Raw genomic sequence first — 20,644 nt, 5'->3', positions numbered from 1 at the left:
GGGGAGGTCGGCGTCGCGCCGACCTCCCCTCTTTTCCGCTTTCCCACCCGACCCCACGGCGTCTGAGCACGCCCGAATAGGATCGACACATGAAGCTCGAACTGCGCGGCATAACGAAGAGGTTCGGCGCGCTGACGGCCAACGATCACATCGACCTGGTCGTCCGGCCCGGCGAGATCCACTGCCTCCTCGGCGAGAACGGTGCCGGCAAGTCCACGCTGATGAACGTGCTGTACGGCCTCTACCAGGCGGATGAGGGCCAGATCCTCCTCGACGACGAGGTGCAGCACTTCTCCGGCCCCGGCGACGCGATGGCGGCAGGGATCGGGATGGTGCACCAGCACTTCATGCTGATCCCGGTCTTCACGGTCGCCGAGAACGTGATGCTCGGCCACGAGCAGACGACGTTCGGCGGTCGGCTCGACCTCGGTGCCGCGCGGGCGCGCGTGCGGGAGATCTCCGACCGGTTCGGCTTCGACGTCGATCCGGATGCGATCGTCGAGGATCTCCCGGTCGGCGTGCAGCAGCGCGTGGAGATCATCAAGGCGCTGTCCCGGGACGCGAGCATCCTCGTCTTCGACGAGCCGACCGCCGTGCTCACGCCGCAGGAGACGGACGAGCTCATGGCCACGATGCGGAGCCTGAAGGAGCAGGGCACCGCGATCGTCTTCATCACGCACAAGCTCCGCGAGGTCCGCGAGGTGGCCGACCGCATCACGGTCATCCGGCTCGGCAAGGTCGTCGGCGAGGCGTCGCCCGACGCGACCAACGCCGAGCTCGCCTCGTTGATGGTCGGCCGCGCGGTCGAGCTGACCGTGCACAAGGACGCGCCGAACCTGCGCAGCAACGCGCTGGTGGTGGAGAACCTGACCGTGACGGACGCCGCCGGGACGGTCCTCGTCGACGAGGCGTCCTTCGAGGTCCGCGGCGGCGAGGTGCTCGCGATCGCCGGAGTGCAGGGGAACGGCCAGACGGAGTTGACCGAGGCCATCGTCGGCCTGCAGCCCCACGTCCGCGGCAGCATCCGTCTGAACGGAGAGGAGCTCGTCGGGCGATCGGTCCGCGACATCCTCGACGCCGGAGTGGGATTCGTCCCGGAGGACCGCGGCGTGGACGGCCTGGTCAAGGAGTTCTCCATCGCGGAGAACCTGATGCTCGACCGCTCCTCGGGCGCGCCGTTCGTGAAGGCGGGGGCGCTGCAGCTGAAAGCGCTCGATCAGTTCGCCCGCGAGAAGATCGACGAGTTCGACATCCGCACGCAAGGGCCGTCCCAGGCCGCCGGGCGTCTGTCCGGAGGCAACCAGCAGAAGGTCGTGCTCGCCCGTGAGCTGAGCCGCGACCTGTCGCTGTTCGTCGCCGCCCAGCCCACGCGCGGCGTCGACGTCGGATCGATCGAGTTCATCCACAAGCGGGTGGTCGCCACGCGCGACGCCGGCGTGCCCGTGATCGTCATCTCCACGGAGCTGGACGAGGTCACCGCGCTCGCCGACCGGATCCTGGTGATGTACCGCGGACGCATCGTCGGCATCGTGCCCGGCGACACGCCGCGCGACCAGCTCGGCCTGATGATGGCGGGCGCCGCGAACGAAGGAGCCACGGCATGACCGCCGCGCAGACGCAGACTCCGGCGCCGAACGGCACGGCCGACGTGCCGCCCCCCTCGCGGTGGCGCATCGCGGTGCAGCAGGTCGTCAGGGGCAACGCGATCATCTCGGTTCTCGCCGTCATCGCCGCAGTGATCGTCGGATCGATCATGATCGCCGCCACGGACAAGGACGTGCAGGCCGCCGCCGGATACTTCTTCCAGCGGCCGAGCGACACGTTCGGCGCGATCTGGGATGCGGTGGCGGGCGCCTATGCGGCGCTGTTCCGCGGCTCGATCTACAACGTCAACGCGGACAGCTTCGCCGTCGGCATCCGGCCCCTCACCGAGACGCTCAAGTTCGCCACGCCGCTGATCGCGGCGGGGCTCGGCGTCGGGCTCGCGTTCCGCGCCGGACTGTTCAACATCGGTGGTCAGGGGCAGATGCTCATGTCCGCCGCCGCGGCGGGCTATGTCGCCACCGCTCTGGACATGCCGTTCCCGCTGCACATGGTCGCGGCCCTCGTCGCCGGCGTCCTCGCCGGCGCGCTGTGGGCCGGGATCGCCGGCCTGTTGAAGGCCCGCACGGGGGCGCACGAGGTGATCGTGACGATCATGCTCAACCACATCGCGGTGTATCTGCTCGCCTGGATGCTCGCCACGCAGGGCGTGCTGCAGGCGCCCGGGTCGCAGAACCCGAAGACCGCGCCGATGGACGAGACCGCGGTGCTCCCGCAGATCCTCGGACCGATGTACAAGCTGCACCTCGGGTTCCTGTTCGCGCTCGTGGCCGTCGCGATCACGTGGTGGCTGCTCGAGCGTTCCAGCCTCGGCTTCCGTTTCCGCGCGGTGGGGGAGAACCCCGCCGCGGCGCGCGTGGCCGGCATCTCGGTCGGGCGGATGTACTTCCTGGTGATGGTGATCGCGGGCGCGCTCGTGGGCCTCGCCGGAGTCAGCCAGGTCCTCGGCACGGAGCCGAAGGGCTTCAGCGGCGGGATCGACGCCGGGATCGGCTTCGACGCGATCACGGTGGCCCTTCTCGGGCGATCCCGCCCGCTGGGCATCCTCGGCGCCGGCATCCTGTTCGGCGCGTTCAAGACCGGTGGATTCACCATGCAGGCCTCGCAGGGCGTGCCGATCGAGATCGTGCTGGTCGTGCAGTCGCTCATCGTGCTGTTCATCGCCGCACCTCCGATGGTGCGTGCGATGTTCGGTCTGCCCCAGCCCGGCCGCGCGAACCGCCGAACGCGGCGCGCCATGAAGAAGGAGGTGGCGGCATGAGCGTGGAGACGCTGGACGCCCAGCCGCGCACCGTCTCGGTCGTCTCCTGGAAGACGCCGATCATCTTCGCAGTCGTGACGGTGCTGTTCTCCCTGTTGCCGGTGATCGTCCCCCGTCCGGGAGACGCCACCTTCCGCTTCTCCGCGGGCAGCGACCTGTTCACCCTGCCGGATCTCGTGGTGCCGGGGACGGCCACCGCGTGGATCTGCATCGTGATCCTCGCCGTCGTGACGGTGGTCTCCGTCGTGCTGTCGCGGCAGCGACGAGCGGTGCCGCTGTGGCTCATCGCCGTGTTCGTCGTCGTGCTCGTGTTCGGCTTCCTCGCCTGGGCGGCCGCGGGCAGCTCCGGCACGCTTCCAATGGTCGGACTGCTGGGCGGCGCGCTGGCCCTGGCGACGCCCCTGATCTTCGGCGCGCTGGGCGGCGTGATCGGAGAGCGGGCCGGCGTCGTCAACATCGCCATCGAGGCGCAGCTGCTGGCGGGCGCCTTCAGCGCCGCGGTGGTCGGGTCGCTGACCGGGACGCCGTGGGCGGGACTGATCGCCGCGATGGTCGCGGGCGTGCTGGTGGCGCTCGTGCTCGGTGTCTTCGCGATCACCTACTACGTCGACCAGGTGATCGTCGGCGTCGTGCTGAACGTGCTGGTCATCGGCGTCACGACCTTCCTGTTCCGACAGGTGCTCGCTCCCAACCAGGCGACGATGAACACGGTGACGCCGTTCGCGCCGATCCCGATCCCGCTGTTGGGCGACATCCCCGTGCTCGGCCCGATCCTGTTCCGGCAGACGATCGTCGTCTACCTGATGTACCTGGTGGTGTTCGCGGTCTGGTTCGGCATGTACCGGACGCGGTGGGGGCTGCGGATGCGCGCGGTCGGCGAGCACCCGCAGGCGGCGGACACGGTCGGCATCAACGTCGCACGGACCCGCTACATGAACGTGATGATCGCGGGCGCGATCGCCGGTATGGGCGGGGCGTTCTACACGCTCGTGTCGGTGCCGCGGTTTAATCCGGAGATGACCGCGGGCGCCGGATTCATCGCGCTGGCCGCCGTGATCTTCGGCAAGTGGGATCCGATCAAGGCCACGCTGGCGGCGCTGCTGTTCGGTTTCGCGTCCAACCTCCAGGGTGTGCTGAGCGTGATCGGGTCGCCGGTGCCGAGCCAGTTCATGCTGATGCTGCCCTACGTCGTGACGATCTTCGCGGTCGCCGGCCTCGTCGGGCGTTCGCGTCCGCCCGCCGCCGACGGCGACCCCTACATCAAGTCCTGAGGAGGGACATGACCGACATCGACTGGGACGAGCTGCGCCAGGTCGCCGAGGACGCCATGCGCAAGGCGTACGCGCCCTACTCGCGGTACCGGGTGGGGGCCGCGGCCCTCGTCGGGGACGGACGCATCGTCGCCGGCTGCAACGTGGAGAACGCGTCGTACGGCGTGACCCTGTGCGCCGAGTGCGCCCTGGTGGGCGACCTGCACATGTCCGGCGGCGGGCGCCTCGTCGCGTTCGTCTGCGTGAACGGCGACGGCGAGACGATCATGCCGTGCGGGCGCTGCCGTCAGCTGCTGTTCGAGCACGCGATGCCGGGGATGCTCCTGGAGACCGTCTCGGGGATCCGCACGATCGACGAGGTCCTGCCCGACGCGTTCGGGCCCAGGGATCTGGAGGAGGCACGATGACCGTGGAGCCGTTCGACGCCGTGGACGTGATCCGCGCCAAGCGCGACGGGGGAGCGGTCCCCGAGGACGCGCTGCGCTGGATGGTCGACGCCTACACGCGCGGCTACGTCTCGGACGCGCAGATGGCGTCCTTCGCGATGGCGGTGTTCCAGCGCGGGATGCAGCGGGACGAGATCCGCGTCCTCACCGACGCCATGATCGCGTCGGGGGAGCGGATGAGCTTCGCCGCGCTGGGCAAGCGCACGGTCGACAAGCACTCCACCGGCGGCGTGGGTGACAAGATCACCCTGCCCCTGGCGCCGCTGGTCGCCTCGTTCGGCGTGGCTGTCCCGCAGCTGTCCGGCCGCGGCCTCGGCCACACGGGCGGCACACTGGACAAGCTGGAGTCGATCCCGGGCTGGCGCGCGGCGCTGAGCAACGAGGAGATGTTCGCGCAGCTCCAGGGCGAGGTCGGCGCGGTCATCTGCGCGGCCGGCTCGGGGCTCGCTCCCGCGGACAAGAAGCTCTACGCGCTGCGGGACGTGACGGGCACCGTCGAGGCGATCCCGCTGATCGCGTCGAGCATCATGTCGAAGAAGATCGCCGAGGGCACCGACGCGCTCGTCCTGGACGTGAAGTTCGGCTCCGGCGCGTTCATGCAGGACATCGAGCGGGCCAGAGAGCTCGCCAGGACGATGGTCGAGCTCGGCACCGATTCCGGCGTGTCCACCACCGCGCTGCTGACCGACATGAACGTCCCGCTGGGGCGCGCGATCGGCAACGCCAACGAGGTGCGCGAGTCGGTGGAGGTCCTCGCCGGCGGCGGTCCCGCCGACGTGCGGGAGCTGACCCTGGCGCTCGCCCGCGAGATGCTCGCGCTCAGCGGGCACCCGGATGCCGACGTGGAGAAGGCGCTGGACGGCGGCCGGGCGATGGACGTGTGGAACGCGATGATCCGCGCCCAGGACGGCGACCCCACGGCGCCGCTCCCGGCCCCGCGCGAGACGCACACGGTCACGGCCGAGGCCGAGGGCTTCGTCACGCGGATGGACGCCCTTCCGTTCGGGATCGCGGCGTGGCGGCTCGGGGCGGGACGGGCGCGGGCGGAGGATGCCGTCGTGCACGCCGCCGGCATCGACCTGCACGTGAAGCCCGGGGATCAGGTCCGCGCAGGAGACCCGCTGTTCACCCTGTCCGCGGACGACGCGGCACGCTTCTCGCGTGCGCTGGACGCCGTCGCGGGAGCGTGGGAGATCGGCGCGGAGAAGCCGGCGGCGTCGCCGCTCGTGCGCGAGCGCATCACCGCCTGAGCCGCCGCGGGCGGTCTGCCGGGCGGACGGTGTCGGAGGCGTTCCGGGATGACTAGGCTGATCCCGGACGCCGCGTGCGTCATCCCCAGCCGCTGACAGCGCCGTCACTCATCCGAGAGGATCCGCCATGCCGACCGACGCGACCGGAATCGACGCCACGGGTGACGCCACCGTTCAGGGGGTCTCGCTGCGGAGCCTGCCGAAGATCTCGCTGCACGATCACCTCGACGGCGCCTTGCGCCCCGCCACGATCATCGAGCTCGCGGACGCGGTCGGGCTCGAGGTGCCCGAGTCGGATCCCGCGGCGCTCGGGCGCTGGTTCGCCGCGCAGAGCGACTCCGGCTCGCTCGTGGAGTACCTGAAGACCTTCGACCTGACGACGTCGGTCATGCAGACCAGGGAGGGGCTGACCCGGGTCGCGCGGGAGTTCGTCGAGGATCTCGCCGACGACGGAGTCGTGTACGGCGAGGTGCGCTGGGCGCCCGAGCAGCATCTCGCCCGGGGCCTGAGCCTGGAGGAGGCCGTCGAGGCCGTGCAGGCCGGCATCGAGGAGGGCGAGGACATCGTCGACCGATCCGGGCGCAGCATCCGCGTCGGCCAGCTGGTCACCGCCATGCGTCACACGGACCGCTCGCTGGAGATCGCGAAGCTGGCCGTGGCGTTCCGCGGGCGCGGTGCCGTCGGGTTCGACATCGCCGGCCCCGAGGACGGCTTCCCGCCGTCGCGGCACCGGGCCGCGTTCGACCACCTGGCGGAGAACTTCTTCCCGGTCACCGTGCACGCCGGAGAGGCGGCCGGGCCCGACTCGATCCGCTCGGCCCTGATCGACGGCCGTGCGCTGCGCCTCGGGCACGGTGTGCGGATCGCCGAGGATCTGGAGATCATGGGTCGCGACGGCGACGAGGTGCAGGTGCGCTTCGGCGACCTCGCCCGCTGGGTGCGCGACCGGGAGATCCCCCTGGAGCTGTCGCCGTCATCGAACCTGCAGACCGGGGCGATCGCCGCCTGGGGGACCGAGCTCGCGGACCATCCCTTCGATCTGCTCTACCAGCTCGGGTTCGCCGTGACCGTGAACGTCGACAACCGCACGATGAGCGCGACCTCGATCACCCGCGAGCTGAGCCTTCTGGTGGACGCGTTCGGGTACGACCTGGAGGACCTGGAGTCCTTCCAGTTCAACGCGGCCGCCGGCGCGTTCCTCCCCGTCGAGGAGCGCGAGGAGCTGGTGGAGATCATCGCCGAGGGCTTCGACGCCTGAGCCACGAGGATCTGCGTCGATGACCGCCGAGACGCCGCCCCCGCAGCGACGGGGCAGCGCCTGGCCGCCGCTGCTGCTGGCGATCGTGCTGGAGGTGGCGGCGACGCTGAGTCTGCGCGCGGTGGCGACGGGCGGCGCGCCGTGGTGGGCGATCGCGACCGTGATCGGCTACGGCGGGGCGTTCTGGCTGCTCGGCATGGTGCTGACCCGGGGCATGCCGGTGGGCGTGGCCTACGGCATCTGGTCGGCGGTGGGCGTCGCGCTCACGGCGCTGGCCGCCGCGGCGCTGTTCTCCGAGCTGCTCAGCCCGCTCTCCCTGGTGGGGCTGGTCGTCATCATGGCCGGGGTGCTGATGGCGGAGCTGGGCCGTCGCCACGCGGGGGAGCGGGAGCCGTGACCTGGATCCTGCTGATCGGCGCGATCGTGAGCGAGGTGACGGCGACGCTGTCCCTCCGGGCTTCCTCGGGCTTCCGGGTGAAGAAGTGGATCCCGGTGGTCGTCGTCGGATACCTCACGTCCTACGTGCTCCTGGGCGCGGTGCTCGCCCTGGGGATGCCGGTGGGCATCGCGTACGCGGTGTGGGCGGCTCTCGGCGTCGCAGCCACCGCCGTGCTCGGACGGGTGCTCTTCCAGGACCACATCTCGACCCTCACCGCCATCGGCCTCGCCGTGATCGTCGGCGGCGTGGTGCTCGTGGAGCTCGGCACGCACTGACCGGCGCGTGGCCGCGCGGCATACGGCTCAGGAGTCGAAGCCCATGCCCAGCGCGTCGAGCGTGCGCAGCAGCAGGTTGCGTCGGCCCTCCCGGTGGTCGGCGCGGTCCATGGACCACCGCACCGCGTTGATGCCGACCGAGGCGGCGGGCTCGGGCGGGAACGGGATCGGCTTCTCCCGTACCATCCGCAGACGGGTCCGCTCCGTGTCGGCGCCGTCGAGCAGGTCGAGCACGACGTTGCCGGCGAAACGCGTCGCCGCCACCCCCAGGCCCGTGAAGCCTGCGGCGTACGCGACCGCACCGCCGTGGCTCGTCCCGTAGAACGCGCAGAAGCGGGAGCAGGAGTCGATGGCTCCGGCCCACCGGTGGGTGAAGCGGATGCCCTCCAGCTGCGGGAACGTGGTGAGGAAGTGCTCGGCGAGCCGGCGGAAGGACGCGGGCCGCTCCTCGTACTCGGGGCGGACGCGGCCGCCGTAGTGGTAGATCGCGTCGTAGCCGCCGAAGACGATGCGGTGGTCGGCGGTCTGCCGGTAGTAGTGGAACTGGTTCGCGATGTCCGCCAGCCCCTGGCGTCCCTGCCATCCGATCGCGCGGCGCTGCTGCGCCGAGAGCGGCTCCGTTGCGAGCACGTAGTCGTACACCGGCACCGTCATCAGGCGGTTGCGGCGCAGCAGCGACGGGAACACGTTCGTCGCGAGCACCGCCTGCCGGGCACGGACCGTCCCGCCGTCGGTCACGACGGACACGCCGTCGCCCTGACGCTCGACCCCTCGGACGAGGGAGCGCTCGTGGATCTCCACCCCGAGTCCGGCGGCTGTCCGCGCGAGTGCGGCGGCGAGCTTCGCCGGCTGCACGAGGATGTTGCCGTCGCGGTCCCAGAGGCCGGCGGCGTAGGTGGGCGACGCGATCTCCGCGCGCAGATCGGGGCCGTCCAGGAAGACGTGCCGGTCGTCGCTCGGCGCCTGCTGCAGCTGGCGCCGCTGGTACTCCTCGGTGGCGATCTTGATCACGCCGGTCCGCTCCAGGTCGACGTCCATGCCGTACCGCTCGACGGTCGCCGCGATCTCGTCGAGGTTCTCCGCACCCATGCGCTCGAGCGCCGGCATGTCCTCCGGCCAGCGGCGGAACCCGTTGTCGTATCCGTGCGTGAGACTCGCCTCGCAGAAGCCGCCGTTGCGTCCGGACGCCGCCCACCCGATCCGGTTCGCCTCCAGGAGGACCACCCGTCGTCCGGGGTCGCGTTCCTTGGCCAGCAGCGCCGTCCACAGCCCGTGATAGCCGCCGCCGACGACCACGAGGTCCGCGGTGGTGTCCGCCGTGAGCGCCGGGTGCTCCTCCCGGGGCGCGTCCTCCTGCCAGAGCACGCGCGAAGCCGTGCCGCTCAGGGCGTGCGCGACGGCGGCCGCCGGGGCCGGCCGGCGTTCGAAGACGGTCGAGGGCATGGGCGCTCCTGTTCCCGAAAGCGGCGACCTCGCCGGCTCTCGTATGCCGATCGAGAGCAAATCTAGATCAACACTTGCCAATTTCGCAAAGAGTGGCCAGGATGTTTGTCATGCAGGCGAAGCTGCCTGCCTCTGGGTGGAGACACGGCAGATCCGGCTCCGCATCCGTCATGGGACCAATGGAGGAAACATGAGCAGCACCGCCGACGCCGCTGTGGCACCGCGTGAGCAGGAGAAGCTGCCGCGCAAGCTGCGGTGGTACGACGCCTTCGCGATGTCGATGACCATGCCGGCCGCCCTGATCGCCACGCTCGGTGCGTCGATCGCGGGCCTCGGCGGCTGGGGGGCCGCGTTCCTCTGGGCCGTCTCCATGGTGATCGCCTTCGCCGTGAACTGGATATACATCGAGCTGTCCACCATGTTCCCCGAGTCCTCGGGCGGCATCGCCGGGTTCGCGGCCGAAGCCTGGAAGACCCGCGCGCCGTGGCTCGCCCCGGTCGCCGGCGTCGGGTACTGGCTGCCGTGGGGATCCAACCTCGCGACCTACGGAGCGCTGACCGGCCTCATCATCCAGTCGCAGTGGTTCCCCGATCAGACCTGGCAGCTCGACCTCGGGCCGATCCACCTCAGCTTCCCGATCGTGATCGGCCTCGTCGTCATCTTCGTCCTCTACGCGATCAACGCCATCGGCGTGCGCGTCACGATGACCTTCGTGTACGTCACGGCGGCGATCCTCATGGTCCCGCTGTTCGTGTTCATCGTGCTGCCGCTGTTCAACAGCGGGTGGCACCCGATGGAGCTCAGCTGGAACCTCCAGGGCTGGGAGGGCGTGCACACCGCGCTCGTCTGGCTGTACGTGATGGCCTGGACCACTCTCGGCGTCGAGGTGTGCACCACGTTCGCCTCCGAGTACCGCGACCCGATCAAGGACACCGCGCGGGCCATCCGTGCGGCGGCGCTGTTCTGCCTCGGCGTGTTCTTCCTCGTCCCCATCACGCTCGGCGGGTTCGCGGGAGAGGCCGCCATCGCGGAGGACCCGGCCACCTTCTTCGTCGCAGCGTTCGCGAAGCTCGTCGGCTCGGAGGCCGCCGCGAACGTCATGGTGCTGTGCCTCATCGCCTCCCTCGTGCTCGTGATGCTGACCTCGGTGGCGGACTCGTCCCGCGTGCTGTTCAACATGGGGAAGGAAGGAGTGACGGTCCGCGCCGTCGGGCGCCTCGATCGCCGGGGGATCCCGATGCGGGCGCTCAACGTCATGCTCGTGCTCAACGTCGTCCTTCTCGTCGTCCTTCAGCAGCCGCTCGCGATCATCGTGACCGGGAACCTCGGCTACGTGCTCACGCACGTGCTCGCGGTCTCCGGCTTCGCCCTGCTGCGCAAGGACCGCCCCGACGCGGTGCGCCCGATCCGCCTCCCGCGGTTCTTCGTGCCGATGTCGGTGGTCCTCGCGATCCTGCTCGCCGTCATCCTCGTCGTCGGGGCCACGGGCTTCTCGATCACCGGGTACGGCGGGATCCTGGAGCTGAGCATCGCGCTGGGGATCCTCGCGCTGGGCGTGGTGATCTGGGCGTTCGTCCGCGCCGCCGACCGCCGGCGAGCCGGCGCGGCCGTTCCCGATCCCGAACCCTGACCCCGGTCCACCCGAACCGCCCTCTGAAAGGAATCACCATGACCGCACAGATCACCGCCGCCGACGTCGAGGTCCCGCACACCCGCCTGTTCCTGGCCGGAGAATACGTCGATGCCGCCTCGGGGGAGACGACCGACGTCACCAGCCCCGTCACCGGCGAGGTGATCGCCTCCGTCGCGGTGCCGGGTCGGGAGGACCTGGACCGCGCGGTCGCCGCCGCCCGGGCCGCGCAGGGCGCGTGGAGCCGGACCGGCGTCTGGCAGCGCGCCGCGATCATGCACCGCGTCGGCGACCTCATCTCCGAGCGCCGCGACCGCCTCGCGCGCCTGCTGACCCTGGAGCAGGGCAAGCCCCTCAGTGAGGCCTACGGCGACATCGACGAGACCGCGCAGCTGTTCCACCTGCACGCCGAGGACGCGGTGCGCCTGCACGGCGAGACCCTGCCGGCGAACGACAGCGGAATCCGGATGTGGACCTTCTACCAGGCCGTAGGCACCTGGGCGATCGTGATCCCGTGGAACTTCCCGGTCCTCATGTTCGCGGAGTTCGTGGCCCCGGGCCTCGCGACCGGCAACGCCGTGGTCGTGAAGCCCCCGACACACACGGCCCTGTCGCTCCTGGCCGCGGTCGAGGTCCTGGAGGACGCGGGGGTCCCCGCGGGGCTGGTCAGCATCCTCCCCGGCGAGGGCGCGTTCGGCGCGGACCTCGTCAGCCACCCCGGCATCGACGCGATCGGCTTCATCGGGTCGTCCGCGACGGCGGAGAAGATCGTCGCGACCGCCGGGCTCAAGCGCTCGATCATCGAGGCCTCGGGCAACGGGCCGGTCATCGTGCTGGACGACGCCGACATCGACGCGGCCGCGCGGGCCGCCGTCCGCGGCGCGTACTTCAACGCGGGCCAGGTGTGCTGCGCCACCGGGCGCGTCCTCGTGCACAGCCGGGTCCGGGAGCAGTTCCTGGAGGCGGCGAAGGCCGCCGCGCGCGAGGCGGTCCTCGGCGACCCGTTCCACCCGGCGACGACCCTGGGCCCGATGAACAACGAGGCGACGGCGGCGAAGGTCGACCGGCACCTCGCGGAGGCCCGCGAGCGCGGGTTCGACATCGCGCTCGGCGGCGGGCGTGCCTCCGGCTACCCGACGGACCTGTACTACGACTTCACGATCGTGGACGGCGTGGCTCCGGACGCGCAGCTGAGCATCGCGGAGACCTTCGGCCCGGTCATCCCGATCGTGTCCGCGGACTCCGACGACGAGCTGCTGCGGCTCGCGAACGAGGACGCGCTGGGACTGCAGGGCGCTGTCTTCACGCAGGACATCGCCCGGGCCTACCGCTTCGTGGAGGAGATCCGCACCGGTCAGGTCGTGGTGAACGAGAGCAACGGGTTCTGGGACATCAACATGCCCTTCGGCGGCGCAGGGGGAACCCGGACCGGCTGGGGACGGATCGGCGGCAAGCACACGCTCATCGACATGAGCGACCTGCGCACCGGCGTGATCCGGCTGCGCTGATCCCCGGCCCTGCGCGATAGCCTCGACACGTGAACGAGATCGACGGACTGGATCACCTCGACCGCCGCATCATCGCCGCGCTCCAGGTGGACGGACGAAAGACCTTCTCCACCCTGGCGGAGGAGCTCGAGGTGCCCGCGTCCTCGATCCGCTACCGGCTCAAGCGCCTCGAGGACGACGGGGTGCTGCAGGTGGTCGGGATCGCGAACCCCCTGGCCATCGGCTTCGACCGGCTGGCGATGATCGGGGTCAGCGTCCGGCCGGGCACGGCGAGGGCGGTCTGCACCGCCCTCGCCGCCCTGCCGGAGACGAGCTACGTCGTGCTCACGAGCGGCCGCTTCGATGTGCTCGTCGAGGTGATCTGCCGCGACGTCGCGCACATCGTCGACGTCCTGGAGAACAAGATCGGCGCGCTGGACGAGGTGGTCGCGACGGAGTCGTTCTTCGTGCTCGAGGTGCACAAGCTCGCCTACGGCTGGGGCGTGCCGGAGGTCTCCAGCGCGGACTGAGCGGGCAGAATGACGGTGTGCGCTCCGTCTTCGTCGCCGGCCCTGTCTCGTGGAACACCCTCGTCCTGCTGGACCGCCTGCCCGAACCGGTCCCGCACATGCAGTTCGCCGAGGCCGACTGGCAGAGCCTCGGCGGCACCAGCGCCGGGAAGGCGCTGAGCCTTCGCGCCCTGGGCCGGGACGTGCATCTGCACACCGTCGTCGGCGCGGACGAGGCCGGTGCGCGGATCCGCGCCGCTCTCTCGCACGCCGGGATCACGGTGCGCGGCGGAGCGTCCGGCGCCTCCGAGCGGCACCTGAACCTGATGACCGCGGCGGGGGAGCGCGTCTCGCTGTACCTGTCGGCCGCTGCGGCGCTGGACGGTCCCGTGGATCCCGACGTCGTGGCGGCCATGGCCCGCTCGGCGGCCATCGTGATCGACCTGTCCGCAGAGGGGCTCCGTCTGCTCCCCACGGCCCGCGAGGTCTCCGCCGACTCGGGGGTGCCGATCTGGGTGGACCTGCACGACTACGACGGCGAGGCGGCGTTCCACCGCCCGTTCCTGGAGGCGGCGGACGCGGTGCTGTGCAGTCGTGACCGGCTCCCGGATCCCGTGCTCTTCCTGCGCCGCTGCATCGCCGGCGGTGCGCGCCTGGCGGTCTGCACGCGCGGCGCCGACGGCGCCATCGCCGTCGACGCCGACGGCGGCATCCATGAGGTCCGGGCGGCGCCGGCGGACGTCGTGGACACCAACGGCGCCGGGGACGCGTTCTTCGCCGGACTCCTCGACGCGGTCCTGGACGAGCGGGACCTCGACGCGGCGCTGCGGGCGGCGGCCGCCGCGGCGGTGCCCGTGCTCGGCTCGCGCCACCTGCACCCGCTGCTCGACGACCTCGTCCTCCGCCCCTAGCGAGCGCCCCCGCACCGGGTCCGCGTCCGGCCGCGGAATAGGGGACGCCGGGCACCGCGAGGCGGTGTCCTGCTGCGGGGAATGAAAACGTTGCGCAGCCCGGACCTCATGCTCATTCCCTGTGTCGTCAGGGGCATTGTCGAGCGTGCCATTGACATGAATGACAACGTTTGCAATGCTGGTCGTCACATCCGCTCACCGACGAGAGAGGGTCGCATGACCGTCACCATCCGCGAGGTCGCCGCCGAGGCGGGCCTGTCGATCTCCACGGTCTCCCGGGCGTTCTCGAACCCCGAGGTCGTGAATCTGTCGACACGGGAGCGGGTGCGGGTGATCGCCGAGCGGCTCGGCTACCAGCCGAACCAGGCGGCACGGCTGCTGCGGGGCGGGCGTTCGGGATCGATCGGGCTCATCATCCCCGACATCACCAACCCGTTCTTCGCGCCGATCCTCAAGGCCATCCAGGTGCGGGCCCGCCGGCACGGACAGACCGTGCTGGTCGCGGACGGCGAGGAGCACCCCGACGCCGAGCTCGACGCGATCGAGGTCCTCCGGCCCCGGGTGGACGGGCTCGTGCTGTGGTCTCCGACCGTCGACGCGGACACGCTGGCGCAGATCCATGCCAAGACCCCCGTCGTCCTCATCAACCGCGAGCTGGAGGGCTTCCCGCAGGTGCACATCGACCTCGCCCCGGGGGTGGCGCAGGCGGGGGAGAGTCTGGTCGCGTACGGTCACCGACGGTGCGCGTTCGTGAACGCGCACGAGACGGACTCGCCGCGTGCCGCCTCGATCCGCGGGGCGCTGTCGGACGCCGGTCTGGACGTGGTCGAGTTCGGCCCGTACGAGGCGCGCTTCGAGACCGGCGTGCACGCGGCCCCGCTCGTGCTCTCCGCGGGGGCCACGGCCGTGGTGGCGCACAACGACCTCGTGGCGCTGGGGCTGCTTCAGCAGTTCGCGGCGCTGGGCGTCTCCGTGCCCCGGGACGTGAGCGTCGTCGGCATCGACGACACCATCCTCGCGGCCACGGCCACCCCGGGCCTGGCGACCGTCCGGATCGACCCCGAGGCCGTCGCCGCCGCGGCCACCGACGCCCTGCTGGCCGAGCTCTCCGGAGACCCGGGCAGCACGCGAGCCTCGTCGGCCCCGCACGTCGTGTCCACCCGCTTCATCCCTCGGGCGTCGAGCGGGCCCGCGGCCTGACGATCCCCACCGCATCCATTTCGAAGGAGAAATCGTGAGCAAGAAGATCCTGACCGGCGCCCTCGCCGCCGGGCTGGTCCTGGGCCTGACCGCCTGCGGCGCGAGCGCCCCCGCCGCCGATGCCGGGGGCGGTGACGAGAAGATCACCCTCAAGGTGCAGGGCATGCCGGCGGCGACCGATCAGGCGGGAGTGGCGCAGTTCGAGCAGATGATCGCCGACTTCGAGGAGAAGTATCCGAACATCACCGTCGAGGGATCCACCAACGTGTGGGATCCGATGACCTTCTCGGCCAAGCTCGCCGGGGGCGGCATCGAGGACGTCATCGAGGTGCCGCTCACCGAGCCGCAGGGCCTGATCGACCGCCGCCAGGTGACGCCCATCGACGAGGCGCTCGCCGACTGGGACCACGCCGACGAGCTGAACCCCCAGGCGCTCGCCCCGCTGAGCGACGACGAGGGCAACGTGTACGGGATCCCGCGCACGCTGTACGCGCAGGGGCTCGTGTACAACCGCGCGCTGTTCGAGGCGGCCGGGCTCGATCCGGACTCGCCGCCGCAGACCTGGGACGAGGTGCGCGCCGCCGCGAAGGCGATCCACGACAAGACCGGCAAGGTCGGGTTCCTCATCGAATCGAAGGAGAACCAGGGCGGCTGGCAGCTCGCCATGATGAACTACGCGTTCGGCGGCGAGATGGAGAAGAAGGACGGCGACGGGTACGCCCCCGCCTTCGACTCGGCGGAGACGACGGAGGCCCTGCAACTGCTGGCCGACATGCGCTGGGCGGACCAGTCGATGGGCACCAGCCACCTGAACAACCAGAACGACGTCATCAAGGCGTTCGCCGCCGGCGAGGTCGGCATGTACATGGGCACCCCGGGCACCTACAAGATCGCGAAGGTCAACTTCGGCATGCCGAACCCCGACGACTTCGGGATCACCGCGATGCCGCAGGCGGGCGGCGACGCCACCCTGACCGGCGGTCAGGTCTTCATGGTGCCCGCGGGCGTGAAGGGGGCGAAGCTCGACGCGGCGGTGAAGTGGCTCGTCTTCGCCTATGCGCAGCCCGCCTACGACCCCGAGGTCGCCGCCGCGCAGGCCGAGGCGCTCGCCCAGGACCCGACCTCGGCCGTGGGCGTGCCGGCGATGCCGATGTTCGACGAGGCGCAGCAGGCGAAGATCGATGAGGCGATCGCGCCGTTCGTGAACGTCGAGCTCGCTCATTTCGCGCCGTACAAGGAGGGGACGCCGGCGCTGGAGCTCAAGGCGGAGCCCGCCGCGGCGGCGCAGGCCGTGTACGGCATCCTCGACACCGTGGTCCAGGCCGTCCTGTCCGACGAGAACGCCGACATCGACGCTCTGCTCGCCAAGGCCGAGGGCGACGCCGCGCAGAAGATCGCCTCGGGGGCGAAGTGACCTTGACCCAGACCCGTCCGTCGCCGTCGGCCCCGGCGGCGGCGGACGGCACCCCCGAACCGCCTCCGCGCCCGCGGAGGGCGCTCACCCGTCAGGACCTCACGGGCTGGGTGTTCCTGATCCCGGCGCTGCTCATCTTCGGGCTCTTCTCCTGGTGGCCGATCATCCGGGGGCTGCTCGTCAGCTTCCAGGACACGAACCTCATCGACGAGCCGCTGTGGGTCGGGATGGAGAACTTCCAGCGCCTGTTCGCGGATCCGCTCCTGGGCACGGCGATCCTCAACACCCTCCTGTTCGTGGGGCTCGCGGTCCTCATCGGCTTCCCCCTGCCGATCGTCCTGGCCGCGATCATGTCGACCGTGCGCCGACGCGGCGGCGCCTACCGGTTCCTCGTGTATCTGCCGGTCGTCATCCCGCCGGTCGTGTCGGTGCTGCTGTGGAAGTGGTTCTACGAGCCGGACAGCGGGCTGTTCAACAACCTGTTGGCGCTGATCGGCGCCGGCCCCTTCCCGTGGCTCCAGTCGCCCTCGACCGCGATGCTGAGCCTCGTCATCGAGTCGACCTGGGCCGGCATGGGCGGAAGCGTCCTCATCTACCTCGCCGCCCTCGTCGGCATCCCCTCGGAGCTGTACGAGGCCGCCGAGCTCGACGGCGCCGGCATTTTCCGCCGCGTCTGGCACGTCACCCTGCCGCAGCTGCGCTTCGTGATCGGGCTGCTCCTGCTCATGCAGCTCATCAACACCCTCCAGGTCTTCACCGAGCCGTACGTGTTCACCGGCGGCGGCCCGCAGGACGCCACGGTGACCGTGCTGCTGCTCGTCTTCCGCTACGCCTTCGTGAACGGCGACTACGGCCAGGCCGCCGCGTTGTCCTTCCTCCTGGCGATCGCGCTCGGGATCCTGTCCGCCGTCTACCTGCGGGTCACGAGGAGGTGGAGTCGCTGATGTCGAGCTTCATCTCCGACCACGAGTACCGCACGGGGGCCTCCCGCATCGTCGTCCGCCTCGTGCACGCCGTGACCCTGCTCCTGCTCGTCCTCTTCGGGCTCGGCCCGCTGTTCTGGATGCTCAAGGGCGCACTGACCTCCCCGGCCGAGATGGCGGCGGACCCGCTCGCCCTCTGGCCGCAGGACCCGCGCTGGGAGAACTTCGGGATCGCCCTGGGCCAGCTCCAGGTCGGCTCCTACCTGATGAACACGCTGTGGGTCGTGATCGGCTCCTGGGCCGTCCAGCTCATCGTCGCCGTCACCGCGGGCTATGCGCTGTCGGTGCTCCGCCCGCGCTTCGGCGGGGTCGTGTACGCGGCGATCCTCGCCACCATGTTCGTGCCGTACACGGTCTCCATGGTGAGTCTCTTCATGACGGTGGTCGACCTTCCGCTGCTGCACGTGAACCTCGCGAACACGTACTGGGCGATCTGGCTGCCCGCCGGGGCCAACGCCTTCAACGTCCTGCTGGCGAAGAACTTCTTCGACACGCTGCCGCGGGAGCTGTTCGAGGCGGCGCGCGTGGACGGGGCGAGCACGTGGACGATCCTGTGGCGGATCGCGATGCCCCTGAGCCGTCCGATCCTCGCCGTGGTGAGCCTGCTGGCCATCACCCACGCCTGGAAGGACTTCATCTGGCCGCTCGTGGTGCTCACCGAGCCCTCGCGTCAGCCGATCAGCGTCGCGTTGGTCAACCTCGCGCCGCAGGCGCCGCAGGACGTCCTCATCGCCACCATGCTCATGGCCCTGCTCCCGCCGGTGGTGCTGTTCCTGTTCTTCCAGAAGCAGATCGTCGCGGGCCTGGGCTTCACCGGCCTCAAGGGCTGACCCGCGAGCGAGCGCACACCCCTCTTCCGCACGACCCGCACGACCGACGACGCACGACCGACGAACGAAGGAGCAAGACATGGCAGAGCCGACGACGTCCCTGACCGTCTCCCGCCGCGCTGTCCTCACCGGCACCGCGATCGGGCTGACCGGACTCATCGTCCCGATCTCGGCGCTGAACGCCTCTCCCGCCCGCGCCGCGGCCGCGTTCACGCTGACGGCCCCGGGGATCCGGGTGGAGGCCGCGGCGGACGGCACCCTGTCCTTCATGGAGGAGGGCGGCAGCGAGCGGATCCGGATCACCCACGTGATGGTGAAGGACTCCGCACTCGGCCAGCAGCGCACCTACGGGGCGACGGTCACCGAGATCACGCTCCCCGACGGGCGCCCGGGCCTGCGGCTCGCCTACCGCATGGCCGCCGCTGCCGCCGCGATCACCGTCGTCGGGACCGTCGACGTCACCGCACGCCGGGCGAACCTCCGGTGGGAGGTCACCGGCCCGGCGACGCTCCTGCCGAGCGGGTTCATGATCAACCGGACGCTGGTGGGCAACACCGACGACGAGCACTACACGCCCCTGAACCGCTGGACGCGCCCCGCGGCGGGGATCCCCTTCGAGGTCGCCGACGGCGGCGTGTACCAGGAGACGTTCGCCGCCACCCGCGCGTACCTCGGGCTGGAGCAGACCGATCCGCGGTACACGAGCGCCTCCTGGGTGCACGCTCCCGGGACTCTGGACGCCGCGGGAACCGCGGTGACGACCGCGTCGCTCGTCCTCGCGGACGTCCGACCCGGCGCCGCGCGGACGATCGCCGCCGCGCGTCCCACCGGCGTGGAGCTGTGGACCGATCGGCCCTTCAACATCTGGGACGACGGCGCAGCGCCGCTGACCGTCCACACCCAGGCGTGCAACGGGACGACCGCGGCGTCCTCTGTCGCGATCACGCTCACCGCCCGGGACTTCGAGGGACGCACGCTCACCTCGACCACGCAGTCGTTCACCGTGGATCCTGGCGGCGTCGTCGATGCGGACTTCGCCGTGCCGCTGGCCTCGGGGATCGCCTTCGTGGAGGCGGTGGCCGCGTCGCCCCAGGGGAGCTCCTTCGCCCGGACGACCCTCGCCGTGCTGCCGCCGTTCACCTACCTCGCGGGCGCCGAGAGCGTCTTCGGCATCGCGAACTACCCGTGGCTGCACGTGCCCAGCGCGGCGGACCTCGTCGCCCTCATGCAGCGGATCGGCGTCCGCCGCGTCCGCATCGCCTACGAGCCGGGGAACGCGATGGGCTACACCGAGGGCATGGATCCCGCGGTGCTGGACGCGGCCGGGATCGATCACAACACGCAGCTCGGACGCATCCCGATCGACGGCACCCCGGCGGAGGGCCAGGCGTGGGCGGCGACCAACGTCGCGAGCGCCATCGCCTCCGGCGCCCAGTGGTTCGAGGTGGGCAACGAGGTCAACAGTCCCTGGATGCAGGGGCTCAAGGCCGCGGAGTACGTGGCTCAGGGGCTCCGGCCCGCCGTCGACGCGCTGAGAGCAGCCGGATCAGACATGAAGGTGCTCAACGCCGGCACAGGCGGGATGGACGTGGTGTGGCTGCGCAACTTCATCGACGCCGGGGGATGGGACCTCATCGACGGTCTCGCGATCCACCCCGGGCGCGGGAACTTCACGCCCGACTTCGCCCCGCCCGTGGAGGACTGGGACCCGGGTGCGAACGGGCTCTACTGGAACTTCCTCGGCTCCGTGCAGGAGGCCAAGCGCCTGATCGCGGAGGAGGGCGGCGGGAAGGAGCTGTGGCTGACCGAGGCGTACGCCTGCACGAAACCCAACTCCTGGTGGCACGACACGCATCGGCACGCGGCGGAGAACGTCGTCCTGACGTTCGCGCTGGCGTTGTCCGAGGGGGTCAACGGCGTCAACTGGTACCAGCTGCACGACACGACCGTGCACCACCCGCAGGAAGCCGACCCCGCGAACCCCGAGTTCCACTACGGCCTGATGAACCGCGACACCTCGCCCAAGGCGTCGCTGCTGGCCTACGCGACGGCCGCGCGCCAGTTCGACCGCACGAGCTTCCTGCGCCGGCTGGAGTTCGCCGACGCGGACCTGCGCGGCCTGTCGTTCGCCGGAGAGGGCGGCGACCACCTGGCCGTCCTCTGGTCGCGGAAGGACGGGTACATCCTCAACGCCGACCACGGGGCGGGATCGGACTACGCGTCCCCCGAGCCGTGGATCGACACGTGGCAGACGAAGACGCCGGTGCGGCTGGCCGCGACCGGGCAGGAGGTCCGCGTGATCGACGTGATCGGCCAGGAGCGGACGATCCCGGTGGAGCAGGGGCACGTCACGCTCGTGCTCGACGGGGCACCGCTGCTGGTGTGGGGTCTCGTCCGCGACTGCGACGCGACCGAGGACTGAGCCGACGGCGCAG

At 70.8% G+C, this 20,644-nt stretch carries 18 protein-coding genes; 17 read left to right on the top strand and 1 reads right to left on the bottom strand.

Translation table 11 applies throughout. The features are described from left to right. Positions 1–89: 89 nt before the first annotated feature. From K8F61_RS08230 to K8F61_RS08195, 8 genes are all read left to right on the top strand, one after another. The gene (locus tag K8F61_RS08230) at positions 90–1,604 is read left to right on the top strand and encodes an ABC transporter ATP-binding protein (protein ID WP_067246078.1); all 1,515 of its coding nucleotides are present in this window, start codon (positions 90–92) and stop codon (positions 1,602–1,604) included. Next, positions 1,601–2,863 carry an ABC transporter permease gene (locus tag K8F61_RS08225; RefSeq protein WP_231821309.1) on the top strand — a complete coding sequence of 421 codons (1,263 nt, stop codon included), beginning with the start codon at positions 1,601–1,603 and terminating at the stop codon, positions 2,861–2,863. The genes K8F61_RS08230 and K8F61_RS08225 overlap by 4 nt, the downstream gene beginning before the upstream one ends. Beyond that, entirely contained in the window at positions 2,860–4,134 is a 1,275-nt protein-coding gene (locus K8F61_RS08220) for an ABC transporter permease (RefSeq protein WP_219085078.1), read from the top strand. The genes K8F61_RS08225 and K8F61_RS08220 overlap by 4 nt, the downstream gene beginning before the upstream one ends. A gap of 8 nt (positions 4,135–4,142) precedes the next feature. Further along, positions 4,143–4,541: a cytidine deaminase gene (locus tag K8F61_RS08215; RefSeq protein ID WP_219085079.1), complete on the top strand. Its 399-nt coding sequence runs from the start codon at positions 4,143–4,145 to the stop codon at positions 4,539–4,541. Further along, positions 4,538–5,830 (top strand): thymidine phosphorylase, encoded by a 1,293-nt coding sequence (locus tag K8F61_RS08210; RefSeq protein WP_231821308.1) that lies wholly within the window; start codon positions 4,538–4,540, stop codon positions 5,828–5,830. Before K8F61_RS08215 ends, K8F61_RS08210 begins: the two co-directional genes overlap by 4 nt. Before the next feature lie 127 nt (positions 5,831–5,957). Next, entirely contained in the window at positions 5,958–7,088 is a 1,131-nt protein-coding gene (locus K8F61_RS08205; protein WP_231821307.1) for an adenosine deaminase, read from the top strand. A gap of 19 nt (positions 7,089–7,107) precedes the next feature. After that, the gene (locus tag K8F61_RS08200; RefSeq protein ID WP_067246094.1) at positions 7,108–7,485 is read left to right on the top strand and encodes a DMT family transporter; all 378 of its coding nucleotides are present in this window, start codon (positions 7,108–7,110) and stop codon (positions 7,483–7,485) included. Further along, positions 7,482–7,802: a DMT family transporter gene (locus tag K8F61_RS08195; RefSeq protein WP_067246096.1), complete on the top strand. Its 321-nt coding sequence runs from the start codon at positions 7,482–7,484 to the stop codon at positions 7,800–7,802. The genes K8F61_RS08200 and K8F61_RS08195 overlap by 4 nt, the downstream gene beginning before the upstream one ends. Before the next feature lie 27 nt (positions 7,803–7,829). Here K8F61_RS08195 and K8F61_RS08190 read toward each other — a convergent pair whose 3' ends face one another. Next, positions 7,830–9,245, bottom strand: coding sequence for an NAD(P)/FAD-dependent oxidoreductase (locus K8F61_RS08190; protein WP_231821306.1), 1,416 nt, complete (start codon positions 9,243–9,245; stop codon positions 7,830–7,832). Positions 9,246–9,435: 190 nt separating this feature from the next. Between K8F61_RS08190 and K8F61_RS08185 the strand changes: the two genes are divergently transcribed. The 9 genes from K8F61_RS08185 (at position 9,436) to K8F61_RS08145 (ending at position 20,631) form a co-directional block, all read left to right on the top strand. Next, a complete protein-coding gene (locus K8F61_RS08185; RefSeq protein ID WP_231821305.1) occupies positions 9,436–10,875 on the top strand; it encodes an APC family permease in 1,440 nt (479 codons plus the stop codon). 38 nt (positions 10,876–10,913) lie between these two features. Then, entirely contained in the window at positions 10,914–12,383 is a 1,470-nt protein-coding gene (locus tag K8F61_RS08180) for an aldehyde dehydrogenase family protein (RefSeq protein ID WP_231821304.1), read from the top strand. Between the two features lie 29 nt (positions 12,384–12,412). Beyond that, a complete protein-coding gene (locus tag K8F61_RS08175) occupies positions 12,413–12,892 on the top strand; it encodes an Lrp/AsnC family transcriptional regulator (protein ID WP_067246110.1) in 480 nt (159 codons plus the stop codon). A gap of 17 nt (positions 12,893–12,909) precedes the next feature. Further along, positions 12,910–13,782 carry a carbohydrate kinase family protein gene (locus tag K8F61_RS08170; RefSeq protein WP_067246114.1) on the top strand — a complete coding sequence of 291 codons (873 nt, stop codon included), beginning with the start codon at positions 12,910–12,912 and terminating at the stop codon, positions 13,780–13,782. A 216-nt stretch (positions 13,783–13,998) separates the two neighbouring features. Continuing rightward, positions 13,999–14,982 carry a LacI family DNA-binding transcriptional regulator gene (locus K8F61_RS08165; RefSeq protein ID WP_219085085.1) on the top strand — a complete coding sequence of 328 codons (984 nt, stop codon included), beginning with the start codon at positions 13,999–14,001 and terminating at the stop codon, positions 14,980–14,982. A gap of 34 nt (positions 14,983–15,016) precedes the next feature. Continuing rightward, positions 15,017–16,396 carry an ABC transporter substrate-binding protein gene (locus K8F61_RS08160; protein WP_231821303.1) on the top strand — a complete coding sequence of 460 codons (1,380 nt, stop codon included), beginning with the start codon at positions 15,017–15,019 and terminating at the stop codon, positions 16,394–16,396. Further along, positions 16,393–17,340: a carbohydrate ABC transporter permease gene (locus K8F61_RS08155; protein WP_231821302.1), complete on the top strand. Its 948-nt coding sequence runs from the start codon at positions 16,393–16,395 to the stop codon at positions 17,338–17,340. Before K8F61_RS08160 ends, K8F61_RS08155 begins: the two co-directional genes overlap by 4 nt. Further along, on the top strand, positions 17,340–18,209 hold the full coding sequence (locus K8F61_RS08150) for a carbohydrate ABC transporter permease (RefSeq protein ID WP_231821301.1): 870 nt from the start codon (positions 17,340–17,342) through the stop codon (positions 18,207–18,209). Before K8F61_RS08155 ends, K8F61_RS08150 begins: the two co-directional genes overlap by 1 nt. A gap of 79 nt (positions 18,210–18,288) precedes the next feature. Beyond that, positions 18,289–20,631: a hypothetical protein gene (locus K8F61_RS08145; protein WP_231821300.1), complete on the top strand. Its 2,343-nt coding sequence runs from the start codon at positions 18,289–18,291 to the stop codon at positions 20,629–20,631. The last annotated feature ends 13 nt before the right edge of the window (positions 20,632–20,644 follow it).

The organism is Microbacterium resistens, from assembly GCF_021172025.1.
GTDB lineage: Bacteria > Actinomycetota > Actinomycetes > Actinomycetales > Microbacteriaceae > Microbacterium > Microbacterium resistens.
Note: the sequence above shows the minus strand (reverse complement) of the source record. Positions and strands in the feature narration are given on the sequence as shown.